The sequence below is a fragment of the Pedobacter vanadiisoli genome (genome assembly GCF_042684385.1).
GTDB lineage: Bacteria > Bacteroidota > Bacteroidia > Sphingobacteriales > Sphingobacteriaceae > Pedobacter > Pedobacter vanadiisoli.
Genome location: NZ_JBHULL010000044.1, coordinates 206,919 through 220,166, shown reverse-complemented (window position 1 = coordinate 220,166; position 13,248 = coordinate 206,919). Strand labels below are relative to the sequence as shown.

13 protein-coding genes are annotated in these 13,248 nt (G+C 37.9%); 8 read left to right on the top strand and 5 right to left on the bottom strand.

The window, feature by feature from the left end; translation table 11 throughout:
- The first annotated feature begins 5 nt into the window (after window positions 1-5).
- Together ACFSR6_RS22205 and ruvB are read left to right on the top strand one after the other, a co-directional pair.
- A complete protein-coding gene (locus ACFSR6_RS22205) occupies window positions 6-899 on the top strand; it encodes a 3-hydroxyacyl-CoA dehydrogenase family protein (RefSeq protein WP_379083135.1) in 894 nt (297 codons plus the stop codon).
- 31 nt (window positions 900-930) lie between these two features.
- The gene (gene ruvB / locus ACFSR6_RS22200; RefSeq protein WP_379083133.1) at window positions 931-1,953 is read left to right on the top strand and encodes a Holliday junction branch migration DNA helicase RuvB; all 1,023 of its coding nucleotides are present in this window, start codon (window positions 931-933) and stop codon (window positions 1,951-1,953) included.
- 146 nt (window positions 1,954-2,099) lie between these two features.
- Here ruvB and ACFSR6_RS22195 read toward each other — a convergent pair whose 3' ends face one another.
- Window positions 2,100-2,474, bottom strand: coding sequence for a GxxExxY protein (locus ACFSR6_RS22195; RefSeq protein WP_379083131.1), 375 nt, complete (start codon window positions 2,472-2,474; stop codon window positions 2,100-2,102).
- Between the two features lie 124 nt (window positions 2,475-2,598).
- Between ACFSR6_RS22195 and ACFSR6_RS22190 the strand changes: the two genes are divergently transcribed.
- Window positions 2,599-4,107 (top strand): GNAT family N-acetyltransferase, encoded by a 1,509-nt coding sequence (locus ACFSR6_RS22190; protein WP_379083130.1) that lies wholly within the window; start codon window positions 2,599-2,601, stop codon window positions 4,105-4,107.
- A gap of 59 nt (window positions 4,108-4,166) precedes the next feature.
- Here the strand turns inward: ACFSR6_RS22190 and ACFSR6_RS22185 are convergent, their stop codons facing one another.
- The gene (locus tag ACFSR6_RS22185; RefSeq protein ID WP_379083127.1) at window positions 4,167-4,373 is read right to left on the bottom strand and encodes a hypothetical protein; all 207 of its coding nucleotides are present in this window, start codon (window positions 4,371-4,373) and stop codon (window positions 4,167-4,169) included.
- 137 nt (window positions 4,374-4,510) lie between these two features.
- Between ACFSR6_RS22185 and queG the strand changes: the two genes are divergently transcribed.
- Genes queG through ACFSR6_RS22170 form a run of 3 tightly spaced genes read left to right on the top strand, consistent with a single transcriptional unit; the run spans window position 4,511 to window position 6,060 of the window.
- Entirely contained in the window at window positions 4,511-5,446 is a 936-nt protein-coding gene (gene queG, locus ACFSR6_RS22180; protein WP_379083125.1) for a tRNA epoxyqueuosine(34) reductase QueG, read from the top strand.
- 27 nt (window positions 5,447-5,473) lie between these two features.
- Window positions 5,474-5,677, top strand: coding sequence for a type II toxin-antitoxin system VapB family antitoxin (gene vapB / locus ACFSR6_RS22175; RefSeq protein WP_379083122.1), 204 nt, complete (start codon window positions 5,474-5,476; stop codon window positions 5,675-5,677).
- Window positions 5,677-6,060: a type II toxin-antitoxin system VapC family toxin gene (locus ACFSR6_RS22170; protein WP_379083119.1), complete on the top strand. Its 384-nt coding sequence runs from the start codon at window positions 5,677-5,679 to the stop codon at window positions 6,058-6,060. Before vapB ends, ACFSR6_RS22170 begins: the two co-directional genes overlap by 1 nt.
- A 128-nt stretch (window positions 6,061-6,188) precedes the next feature.
- Here ACFSR6_RS22170 and ACFSR6_RS22165 read toward each other — a convergent pair whose 3' ends face one another.
- A complete protein-coding gene (locus ACFSR6_RS22165; protein WP_379083117.1) occupies window positions 6,189-8,048 on the bottom strand; it encodes a M1 family metallopeptidase in 1,860 nt (619 codons plus the stop codon).
- 56 nt (window positions 8,049-8,104) lie between these two features.
- Window positions 8,105-9,058, bottom strand: a complete 954-nt coding sequence (locus ACFSR6_RS22160) for an exonuclease domain-containing protein (protein ID WP_379083114.1) — start codon at window positions 9,056-9,058, stop codon at window positions 8,105-8,107.
- A gap of 183 nt (window positions 9,059-9,241) precedes the next feature.
- Between ACFSR6_RS22160 and ACFSR6_RS22155 the strand changes: the two genes are divergently transcribed.
- Entirely contained in the window at window positions 9,242-11,215 is a 1,974-nt protein-coding gene (locus ACFSR6_RS22155; protein WP_379083111.1) for a DUF3857 domain-containing protein, read from the top strand.
- Window positions 11,216-13,123 carry a DUF3857 domain-containing protein gene (locus ACFSR6_RS22150; RefSeq protein WP_379083109.1) on the top strand — a complete coding sequence of 636 codons (1,908 nt, stop codon included), beginning with the start codon at window positions 11,216-11,218 and terminating at the stop codon, window positions 13,121-13,123.
- Here the strand turns inward: ACFSR6_RS22150 and ACFSR6_RS22145 are convergent.
- The gene (locus ACFSR6_RS22145; RefSeq protein ID WP_255512125.1) at window positions 13,107-13,229 is read right to left on the bottom strand and encodes a hypothetical protein; all 123 of its coding nucleotides are present in this window, start codon (window positions 13,227-13,229) and stop codon (window positions 13,107-13,109) included. The genes ACFSR6_RS22150 and ACFSR6_RS22145 overlap by 17 nt on opposite strands.
- Window positions 13,230-13,248 lie beyond the last annotated feature (19 nt).

Below are 13,248 nucleotides of genomic sequence, written 5' to 3'. Positions count from 1 at the left end.
AAAAGATGAAACAAATCTCAGTTATAGGATCTGGCACCATGGGAAATGGCATTGCCCATACCTTTGCACAATTCAATTATAAAGTAAACCTGGTTGATATCAATCAGCCTGCATTGGATAAGGCAATACAGACCATCACCAAAAATTTAGACAGGCAGGTTGCCAAAGGAACCTTAACAGAGGGTCAGAAAGCAGCCACCCTAAACAACATCACCACGTATATCTCAATAGAGGATGGCGTTCAGGGTTCCGATCTAATTGTAGAAGCTGCTACCGAAAACATAGACCTAAAATTAAAGATTTTTAAAGATTTAGATGCGTATGCACCAGCACATGCTATTCTCGCTTCAAATACCTCCTCTATTTCCATTACGCAGATTGCCTCTGTGACTGGTAGAGGTGATAAGGTAATCGGCATGCACTTTATGAACCCTGTTCCGGTGATGAAATTGGTAGAGGTAATAAGGGGTTATGCTACCAGTGATGAAACAACCAGTACAATTATGTCGCTTTCACAAAGCTTAGAAAAAGTACCGGTAGAAGTAAATGATTACCCTGGCTTTGTAGCCAACCGCATTTTAATGCCCATGATTAATGAAGCCATATATACCTTATATGAAGGCGTTGCAGGTGTTCATGAAATAGATACGGTAATGAAACTGGGAATGGCCCACCCTATGGGTCCGCTGCAATTAGCAGACTTTATAGGCCTGGATGTTTGTTTGGCAATTTTAAAGGTACTGCATGATGGTTTTGGAAATCCTAAATATGCGCCTTGTCCTTTATTGGTAAATATGGTTACTGCAGGTAAAAAGGGTGCCAAAAGTGGCGAAGGTTTTTATAAATATACTCCTGGGTCAAAAGATCTCGTTGTTTCTGATAAATTTAAAAAATCCTAATTTTTTTAGCATTTAATTTTATATTTGCTGTATGAATGAGCATCTGGACCCTGAAGCAAGCAAGCTAACCCCTACCGACCGTGATATCGAAAGGGTTTTAAGGCCGCAGGCTTTTGAAGACTTTACAGGGCAGGAAAAAGTGATGGAAAACCTGAAGGTTTTTGTTCAGGCGGCAAAACTCCGTGGAGAAGCTTTAGACCATGTGCTTTTACATGGCCCTCCGGGATTGGGCAAAACTACCCTCTCACATATCATAGCCAATGAAATGGCCACCGGTATTAAGGTAACCTCCGGCCCTGTTTTGGATAAACCTGGCGATTTAGCCGGCTTGTTAACCGGGCTTGATGAAGGTGATATTCTTTTTATTGATGAAATTCACCGTTTATCGCCTCTGGTAGAAGAATATCTCTATTCGGCCATGGAGGATTTTAAGATCGATATTATGTTAGAAACCGGTCCTAATGCCCGTTCAGTGCAGATATCACTTAATCCTTTTACACTGGTTGGCGCTACCACCCGTTCTGGCTTGTTAACCGCTCCGTTAAGAGCACGTTTTGGAATTAATGCGCGCTTAGCTTATTACGACGCTAAATTATTAACAACGATTGTTTTAAGGTCGTCTGAAATATTAAAAACTCCAATAAGCGATGAGGGTGCTTACGAAATAGCACGCCGTAGCCGTGGCACACCGCGTATTGCCAATGCACTTCTGCGAAGAACAAGGGATTTCGCACAGATTAAAGGAAATGGAAGTATTGATACCGAAATTGCCCGTTATGCATTGGATGCATTGAACGTAGATGAGCATGGCTTGGATGAAATGGATAACAGAATTTTGCTTACCATTATCGACAAATTTAAGGGTGGCCCGGTTGGTTTAAAAACCATTGCAACTGCCGTAGGAGAAGATGAAGGTACTATAGAAGAGGTTTATGAGCCATTTTTAATACAGGAAGGTTATATTATGCGCACTTCCCGTGGACGCGAAGTTACAGAAGCAGCGTATAAACACTTAAAGAAAAATTATCCGGGGCAAGCAGGAAAACTGTTTTAATTAAATATTTTCCCACAGATTAACTCAGATAAAAAACACAGATCATCACAGATTTGATATGTTGGCTACAGATCCAGAAAAATCATTTTAATCTGCGAGCCTGATCTGCTACATCTGTGGGGAAAAATGAGAAGGTATTTAAAGGTCTAACCGATAGCTTTTCTGAAAATATTATCTGCAATATTATCGGTATTAAAATTGACTAATAATCCCAATTTGTACCCTGACAACTTAAAATAGGTAAGTAATTGTTTATGATGGAAGTTCATAACAAATTCAACTGATTTTAATTCAACGACAACCTTTCTTTCTACTAAAAGATCCAATCTATATCCTACATCAACAGTGATTTCTTCGTATTGCATCGGCAAAGAAACCTGTCTCTCAACAAACAAACCTGCTTTTTCTATTTCATATTTTAAGGCAGCTTCATAAGCAGATTCAAGTAATCCTGGACCAAGTGTATTATAACCGTTAAAAACACTTCCTCTTATAATATAAGATACTTCGTTTTCTGTCATCGCTTAAATCTAAATAATTTATTCCAAAAAGAGATATATCGAGCTCTATCTGGAAAAACTTGTTTAACAGATTTAAGAAAACATTAAGGTAACTTCTGTGTTCATTAAATACAAATCAAACCGTATGAATATTGAATTACGTAAACTAACGCTCGAAGATTATGCTGATCTTAAAGAATCAATGTTACAGGCCTACGACAGTATGGGCGGTTCCATCTGGCCAAAATCGAGTATCGCAAAACTTTTAAATATTTTCCCTGAAGGACAACTTTGTATTGCCGTTGATGATAAAGTTGTGGCCTGCTCACTTTCAATTATTGTAAATTATGATGAGTACGGAGACCGGCACACCTATAAATTAATTACTGGCGACTACTCTTTTACCACACACGATCCCAATGGAGATACGCTTTATGGCATAGAAATTTTCGTGCATCCCGATTTTCGTGGTTTGCGTTTGGGCAGAAGATTATATGAAGCCCGCAAAGAACTTTGCGAAAGCTTAAACCTAAAGAGTATTATAGCTGGTGGCAGAATTCCGGGATACCATCAATATGCAGAGCAACTTAGCCCAAGACAATACATTGATAAAGTAAAAGCTAAAGAAATTTACGACCCTACCCTTACTTTTCAGATTTCTAATGATTTCCATGTTAGGAAAGTATTAAAGAATTATTTACCGGGCGATAAAGAATCGAAAGAATATGCCACCTTAATTGAGTGGAATAATATTTATTACCAGGGCATTGATGCCTCGGCCCGTTCGGCGATGACCATCCGTTTAGGTTTAGTACAATGGGAAATGCGTTTGTTCTCCAATATGGAGGCATTTTACGAACAGGTAGAGTTTTTTGTAGATGCTTTAAGCGGTTACAAATCAGATTTCGTGATGTTTCCTGAACTGTTTAATACACCCTTGTTGCAGCCATACAACCACTTACCTGAAATTGAGGCCATGCGCAAGCTTGCTGAAAAAACAGAAGAGATTGTACAAAAAATGCATGAATATTCGCTGAGCTACAATACCAACATCATTACCGGCAGCATGCCGCTTATTGAGGATGGTAAACTATACAATGCCACTTACCTCTGTCACCGCACCGGGAAAATAGATGAGTATAGAAAAATTCACATTACGCCCAATGAGCAAAAATATTATGGTATGATTGGTGGCGATAAAGTGCAGGTTTTCGATACCGATTGTGGTAAAGTAGGGATTTTAATCTGTTATGATGTAGAATTCCCGGAATTGAGCCGCATTTATGCCGAACAGGGCATGCAGATTTTATTTGTACCCTTTTTAACCGATACCCAGAATGGTTACACACGTGTTCGTCATTGTGCTCAGGCAAGGGCGATAGAAAACGAATGCTACGTGGCCATTGCAGGCTGTGTGGGCAATTTACCCAAAGTAAATAATATGGATATCCAGTTTGCCCAGTCAGCAGTTTTTACCCCATCCGACTTTGCTTTTCCAACCAATGCGATCAAAGCCGAGGCAACTCCGAATACCGAAATGGTACTGGTTGTAGATGTTGATTTACATTTACTAGAAGAGCTACATCATTATGGAACGGTAAAAGTGATGAAAGACAGACGGAAAGATCTTTACCAGGTTAAGCTTTTAAAATAGAGCCATAAAAAAATGCCGGTCAATTAATGTACCGGCATTTCATTTTTTATCTAAAGTAACTATTTTCTCATCAGAAACCATATCACCAGGCCAATAATTACCGCTAGAGGCAATACCCATTTCAAGGCCTGTCCGGCGCCGTTTTCATCTTTTTCGGTAACCGCTGGTTTAGCCGGTCCCGGGTCTTCTTTATGACTTTCGTAATCTTTTTCAATCGGCTTAGGAGCTCCTCCTGATTCCGTATGTTGTGGATCGATGTTTTCCATATCTTATCTTTAAAAAGCCCTTCCATTGAAGTAAAATCTTGATCAGGAAGAGCGATAATCAATTAATTTAGTTCCTATATTCAGAACAAGCGATTAATGAAAATGTTTTAAATCATAAGCCTTATCTTTGCATTCCGGTGTATAACAATTCTGCAAAATATAGCCAATTGATCAAAGATGAAGCCATTCGTTTGGGTTTTATGGCCTGTGGTATTTCAAAAGCTGAGTTTCTTGAAGAAGAAGCACCAAGGTTAGAAAAATGGTTGAAACAAAATCACCATGGCGAAATGAAATACATGGAAAATTATTTTGATAAACGCCTCGACCCCAGGCTACTGGTTGATGGGGCTAAATCGGTAATCTCCTTATCCCTAAACTATTACACTGAAGAAAAACAGTCGGACCCCAATGCGCCGAAAATTTCAAAGTATGCCTATGGACAGGACTACCATACCGTAATCAAGGAAAAATTAAAGGAACTCACTCATTTTATAGAAGAAAATATCGGAGAGGTTTCCGGAAGGGCATTTGTAGATTCTGCGCCGGTTTTAGACCGTGCCTGGGCAAAAAAATCGGGTATTGGGTGGATTGGTAAAAACTCTAACCTGATCAGTAAAACTACTGGCTCTTTTTTCTTCCTGGCCGAGTTAATTGTTGATTTGGAACTGGAGTATGATCATCCATACCATGCCGATTACTGCGGAAGCTGTACCCGCTGTTTAGATGCCTGCCCTACCGATGCAATTATTGCACCCCAGGTTGTAGATGGAACGAAATGCATCTCTTACCTTACCATTGAGCTCAAAAATGAAATCCCCAGCGAATTTAAAAATAAAATGAGCAACTGGATGTTCGGGTGCGATATCTGCCAGGATGTTTGTCCCTGGAACCGTTTCTCTAAAGCGCATAATGAGGAAGCCTTTAAACCCGGAAACGGACTGCTTGATTTGAATGCAAAAGACCTGACCGAAATTACGGATGATGTTTTTAAAAAGGTTTTTAAGGGCTCGGCAGTGAAGCGCACCAAATTTGCCGGTTTGAAAAGAAATATCGATTTTTTGAAACCTGAATAGTCACAAATCTTTTTTATATTTGATATTATGACTGACATTCAATTATATACAAAATTGGCAGACTTACCTACCGGATTAAAAAAAAGAGTATCAGATTATATCGATTCTTTGATGGCGAAAGAGAAATCAGTTGATAAATCCAAAAAGAGGGTATCTGGTTTAGGAAAAGGTCTAATTAGCATAAAGGATAATTTTAATGATCCTATTGAAGGGTTTGAAGATTATCTATAATGAATCTTTTACTTGACACGCATATTGTAATCTGGTTTATCACTAATGACGATAAACTTTCAGAAAAAACCAAGGAGCTTATTGAAGATTCAAAAAACAAGTGTTTTGTCAGTATAGCTAGTTATTGGGAATTATCTATTAAATATGCACTGGGGAGATTGAATTTAAACTCAACAATTGAGGAAATATTTAGTATTATAGAAAAAAGTGGATTTGACATATTGCCTATTACACTTAATCACATCATCCAACTTTCAAAGCTAGAGCATTTCCATAATGATCCTTTTGATAGGTTGATGATATCCCAGTCAATTATTGAAAAGCTTTACATGGTAAGCAATGATAATTATTTTCCAGCTTACAAAATACAACTCATTAAATAATTAAGGTGTTATACCGAACTATTCATCATCAATAGTTCAGGATGGCGATCGGCATAAAACTTACCATATTAAGCAAGTCAGGCTGAACTAAACAGATTGTCAGAGCAACCTGGCTTGCTTAGGTGTATCTATTTTACCGAAAAACTATTATCGCTTTTCACCTTATCGGGTGTGTGAGGATTTCCCATCACTACTTTTGATAATTTCTTACCTGTTTTTATGTTTATCTTAACTTGTTTATCCCCTTTTTCCCAAATGCCTATTGTACTGTGGTTCTTTTCAACGGAACCATCCTCATAGGTCAGCGTTAAATCGATAGGTAAAGGCTTAATACTCTTGTTTTCTACAGTAACTGTATAACCGCCTGAAGTTTGATCGACAGCTTTTATGGCCATATCGGTTACACCATCTTCAAAAAACCAGGTTTTCCAAAACCAATTTAAATTTTTACCACTGCCAGCATTTATACTATTAAAGAAATCATAGGGCATAGGGTGTTTACCATTCCAGTTTTGGATATAGGTATGCAAAGCTTTGGTAAACAATTCATCACCCAGGTAATCTTTAACATATAAATAAGCTAAACCAGGTTTAGGGTAAGAGTTAGTAAAAGAGCCTGATCCTTTTAAATCAGGCGTTAAGGTCATAATCGGCGTATCATCTTTCCCTCCGGAAGATGATGCCGTAGGCTGAACACCGTACTCATCTACGATGGTAGAATCGATCATTGGTGATATGAGCCACTCGCCAATAGTTGCCCAGCCCTCATCCATCCAGCCATATTTGGTTTCGTTTATGCCCATATAAAATGGAAACATGGTATGGAAAATTTCATGATCGGTTAAGGTAATGGCGTCCGTGCGGTTATCAACAGGGTTGTCGTTCACCATCATCGGATACTCCATCTGGTCTAAACCATCAAATATAGTTTCGTGGTTATACGGAAAAGGCCATTTCGGAAAAGTATAACTCATGGCTTCTACCGTTTTACGGGCAAAATCAATTACCTCGTAATAATCTTTATGTTTTGGATTAAAAACCGCATCTACACGGGTTCTTCTTTTCGTTTTGGGATCAACAACCAAACTGCTCGATTTCCACAGGTAATGATCGCTCAGCGCAAATACAAAATCGGTTACATTTTTAGCTTCAAACTTAAAGGTATTGAAAGCATTGGGTTGCGTTACTTTTTTATCAGCCAGATCTTTATCCGTAATCACATCAATAACGGCATCGTTTTTTTCAGCGGTCAACATTCTTGAAACTACATCTTTTTGAAAAACCTCAGAGGGATTTTTCAGATCGCCGGTTGCCCAAACGCCATAACCGCCTGGTACGGTAATCGCCGCACTAAACTGATCAAAATCATTATAAAACTCTTCGGCACCGGTGTAAGGATATTTATTCCAGCCATCAACATCGTCATATACAGCAATTCGCGGGAAGAAATAGGCTACAAAATGAGAACCTTCATCTACCTGACCTGTACGCATATGCGATCCCTTATTTAAAGTATAACTATAACTGATAGTAAAACTGATTGTTTTTCCTGGCAAAACGGCAGGAACATTAACGGTCATATTGGTACCATCAATTTTAAAGTCTGTCACCGCTTTTCCATTGGCCACCAATTTTTCAATTGCAACCCCATCGCCCAGATCAGATTCCGAAAACTTGGCTTTCCTTGGTGTTCCTTTTTTGTAAAGATTAGGATAAAGCTTAAACCAGATTTCTTTCAACGTATCCGGACTGTTATTACTATATACAACCTGTACTTTGCCTTTCAGCAGCCTGCTTACAGGATTAAAATCTACATTTAAATCGTACTTTGAGCTATTCTGCCAGTAGTTTTTACCGGGTTTACCGCTTGTACTCCTTGTTTGCTTCTGGTAAGCCTTCTGAAATTCAGGGGCCACCGGTAATACTGTTTGCGCACTTGCATAAAATGCAACGCACAACAAAAGGCTAAATATTTTTATAGATTTCATTATTTAAGCTTAGGGTTTAGCGCAATGCGCATAGCGTTTAATTTCAGTTAACCAGTTTACTTACCAAACTTCATTTTCAATTGTTCCAACATATCCGAATTGATCGGCTTTGCAGGTTCTTCTTGTTTAGGCTGGGGCTTACGTTGATGTTGAGGTTTATTTGCCGGCGCATTATGCGGAGGCCTTACTACCTTGTTCTCATTTTTCTTTGCATTGAATTTTGCCCATTCCTCATCCAGTTTCTTCTTCGTATACAATGGGAAATCGCCATTTTTCATCCAGGCATAATAGCTAGGCTCTACCGAAAATACCTGAGCAGTGGTTTTACCTTTGTGCTTACCAAAGTTAAAGCATACCTCATCATGATCATTGTATACCAGGCGACCGGCAAAATCTACCGGTTTGTTGATATTGGTAAATATATGTAGGGCATCTACATCATTTACAACCGGAATACTTTTTACGCCCTGTTTGTTTTCGAACTCGGTTTCCCTGTACATTTCCAATTGTCCAAGTAAAACCTTGTAGGTTGCAATTACATCTGCTTCGGCATTATGTGCATTGACCAAATCTTCCTGACAATAGAATTTATACGCCGCCTTTAACGTTCGCTGTTCCATTTGATGGAAAATATTCTGTACATCAACGAATTTCCGGTTGCTCATATCAAAATCCACTTCTGCCCTTAAAAATTCTTCTAAAAGCATTGGAATATCAAATTTATTAGAATTGTAGCCTGCCAGGTCACTTTCTCCTATAAAACCAGCAATTTCTGTCGCCAAAGCTTTAAAAGTTGGCTCATTGGCAACATCTTCATCATAAATACCATGTATGAGTGAGGTTTGTAAAGGAATGGGCATTTCTGGATTTACACGCCAGGTTTTAACAAGCTCAGAACCATCTGGCATGGCTTTTAAAATCGCTATTTCAACGATCCTATCGGCTCCAACATTAACTCCGGTAGCTTCTAAATCAAAAAATGCTAAAGGGCGTTTTAAATTTAATTTCATTTTTTATAATGTGAGATTGGCGACATTAGATTTGAATCGGAATGTCAAATTCTTTTTTTCAAAAGTGCTAAAAAGGTTTCATTAGTTCTGTAAAACAGCTTTATTAATTTATAAATTTAATTGTCAAATTATTTTAGAATACAGGTTTCTAAGATTAAATTGCGACAATTTACACACGCTCAAATGAATAAAGCATTAGCCATACTATTCCTCCTATTTTTATCATTAAATATTCACGCTCAAGACTTTACATTCGGATCAATTACCTATGACGATTACGGATTCGACAGAAAAAAATTAGACAGCAATGCCAATGCTATCGTTTTAAAGGAATTTGGCACGGCATCGATCCAACGGGACGATAGTAAAGGCAATTTAGAACTGATTTTTGAATACCATGTAAAAATCAAAATCTACAATAAAGAAGGCTTTAAGGAAGCCAATATTGTTATCCCTACCTACAAAGACGAATCACGCGAAGAAACAATCAGCGATTTAAAAGCTTCTACTTTTAATTATGTAAACAATAATTTTGTGGAAACTGTGATGGACAAAAAAGCTGTTTTTACCGAAAACCGGTCAAAATACACCAGGCTGACCAAGTTTACGCTTCCAAACCTTAACGAAGGATCGATAATAGAGTACAGTTACCGCCTGGTATCACCCAATTTATTTAATTTCAAAACATGGGAATTCCAAAGCAATATTCCGAAAGTAATTAGTGAATACCTGGTCTACATTCCGGGCATTTACAATTACAACGTTTCCTTGCGTGGATTTCAAAAACTGACCGATCAAAAAGTAGAGTTGAGTAAAGAATGCCTAAGGCTTTCAGGCGTAGCTATCGATTGCTCAAAAATCAACTACATGATGAAAAATATCCCTGCATTTATTGAGGAAGATAATATGACTGCTCCAAGTAACTTTAAATCGGCCATTTATTTTGAGCTTTCGGATGTCCAGAATTTAAATGGCAGCAAAACGTATTATACCAAAACATGGAAAGATATTGATTATGAACTGTCATCCTACAAAACGCTGGGCGACCAGATGAAAAGGAAAGATGTTTTTAAAGAACTTATTCCAGAAATCACAAAAGGAAGTTCGACAGATTTAGACAAAGCAAGATCCGTTTATAATTACATCAAGAAACAGATCAAATGGAATAATTATTATGGAAAATACTCGGAAGATAACATTAAAAAGGCGTTGGAAAACAGATCAGGTAATGTAGCAGATATTAATCTGAGCTTAATTGCGGCACTTTCTGCTGCTGGTCTGGATGCTGAAGCCGTAATACTTTCTACCCGCGATAATGGAACTGTAAACAAGCTTTATCCGGTAATGAGCGATTTTAATTACCTGATTGCCAAGGTAAATATTGCCGATAAAAGTTATTTATTGGATGCAACAGAACCACTGTTGCCCTTCGGCTTGCTACCCCTGCGCTGTATTAACGATCAGGGAAGGGTAATTAATTTAAAAAAACCATCTTACTGGATCGATTTAAAGGCCAGTCAGAAAACAAGTACCAGTTATATTCTGAGTGGAAAAATGACAAGTGATGGGAAAATTATTGGCAATTTAACTACCCATACCATGGGTTACGCAGCATACAGCAAACGTAAAGAAATTCTTCGGTACAACTCTCCGGACGAGTATGTAGAGAAACTCGATGAGCGTTTAACCAAAATTAAGATACTGGATCATCAGATTTCGAACCTGGATAGTGTAGAAAATCCCCTAACAGAAAGATATGAAGTAGAGTTCACCATAAACAATGGCACCCATAAAGATCAGTTTTATTTTAGTCCATTTTTTATCAATACCATTTCGAAAAATCCGTTTAATTTAAATGAACGCACCTACCCGGTTGATTTGGGGGCAGCATCAGAAGAGCGGATCGTTATTAACGTAATTTTACCTGAAAAATACCAGTTGCTGGAAAAACCTAAAGATCTTGCCATTGCTTTGCCCAATGCCGGTGGAAAGTATTTGTTGCAAACCAGCTTAGATGAAAATACCATTTCAATGAACCAGGTTTTGCAGTTTAATAATGCTATTTATCAACCAGAAGAATATCCTTACCTAAAGGAATTCTATAGCAAGATTATACAAAATCAAAAAACAGAATTTTTATTAAAAAAGGCAAATTAAATGAGATCCTTATTCACCGTATTTTCCTTGCTTTTAATCTCTGTTACTGGTTTTGCCCAAGACAACTATGATGCCGATTTAATTCCATCTAACCTCCGTAACCGGGCCAATGCATGTATCAGAAACGAAGAAACAACGATTGATATGCGATCGCCTGATAATGTAATCCTCAATGTAAAAAAGGCCATTACGGTATTTAACCAAAATGGGGAAGATGAAGCCCGTTTGGTAATCTACTACGATAAAAACATTTCGATTAAAAGCATAAAAGGAGAAGTTTATAATAGTGTAGGTAAACTCACCAATAAATTCTCTCAAAATGATTTTTCCGATATGAGTGCTGCCGATGGATTTTCACTTTTTGTTGACAGCCGCGTAAAACATTACCTGCCATCGGTAAACCAATATCCTTATACCCTGGTTTACAACTATGAAATTAGAAATAAGCAAAATCTGATCATACCCGATTGGAGCCCGAAACCAGCCGATGATGTCTCAGTCGAGAAGAGTACTTATACCTTTATTTGTAAACCAACAGACCAGGTAAGAATAAAAACCCACAATTATAGCGGTACGCCTGAAGTATTAACAGATGAGAAACAGAAAAAAACAATTTGGAAAGCAAGCAATATCCAGGCTGTGCGAACAGAACCCTATAGTCCGGCGCACGAAACTTACGCAACCAACATCCAAATTGCACCGCAGGAATTCTATTACTACAACCATAAAGGCAGTTATACCAACTGGAAAGAATTGGGCAAATGGATATATGATGATTTATTGGCAACACGTAAAACCTTACCAGCTACCACCATTGAAATGGTAAAAAACCTGGTTAAAAATGAAAAAACAGAAAAAGACAAAGCACGTAAAATCTATCAGTACTTACAGGATAAAACAAGATATGTTAGTGTACAAATTGGTATTGGCGGTTTTCAGCCTATTGCAGCCAGCGAAGTAGACCGGTTGGGCTATGGCGATTGTAAAGCGCTGGTAAATTATATGCAAAGCCTGCTTAACGCAGCAGATATAGATTCTTATTACTGCGTGGTATCAGCCGGCTCTGAAAAGAAAAGTATGGACCCGGGATATGCCAGCATGGTGCAGGGTAATCATGTTATCCTTTGTATGCCATTAAAGGGCGATACCACCTGGCTGGAATGCACCAGTCAGAAAATCCCATTTGGTTTTTTAAGTGATTTTACCGACGATAGGCTTGTACTTGCCTGTACAGCAGAAGGAGGAAAACTATTGCATACCCCTAAATTAACAACGGCCGAGAACTTGCAGGTACGTAGGGCCGATTTAACTCTCCATTCAGACGGTAGTATCTCTGGAAAAATGAATACTATTTACGCTGGCTCACAGTATGAAAACCAGGAATCGTTAATAGGTAAATCAATAACCGAGCAGCATAAATTATTAAAACAAACGTATAACATTGATAATATTGATTTTGAGGCAGTTTCCTTTGCTCAGAAAAAAGATATATCTCCAACATTAACAGAAGATATCACCACCAATATTCGAAATTATGCACCAGTTAATGGAAATAAGATGTTCTTACAGCTCAATGCTTTTAATGTAAAACGATCAATTCCTGAAATCAGAAACAGAACCCTCCCCGTGTACATTAACCGTGGCTATACTGATGAAGATACTATTATTTATACCCTACCGGATAATGTAGATACAACATTAATTATGGGGCAGGATAAAACGCTTAAAAGTGATTTTGGACAATATGTTTGCAAGACATCATTAGACGGCAAAAAGCTAACTTATTACAGGAAGTTTATTTTAAACGACGGAACGTTTTCTGCAGAAAAATATGCAGACTTTTCGAAATTTATAAACGATGTAAACTCGGCTGATTATTTAAAACTTGCCCTTAGCTTAAAAAAATAATTCCAAGGCCAATACCGATAATCATGATCAGGTACATTAAAATCTCTGTTGAAGCAAATCGTTTATACTTGGTCCAGAAAGAGTAATCATTTTCCTCGTTGGGCATATTATCTACTTTTTGCGAC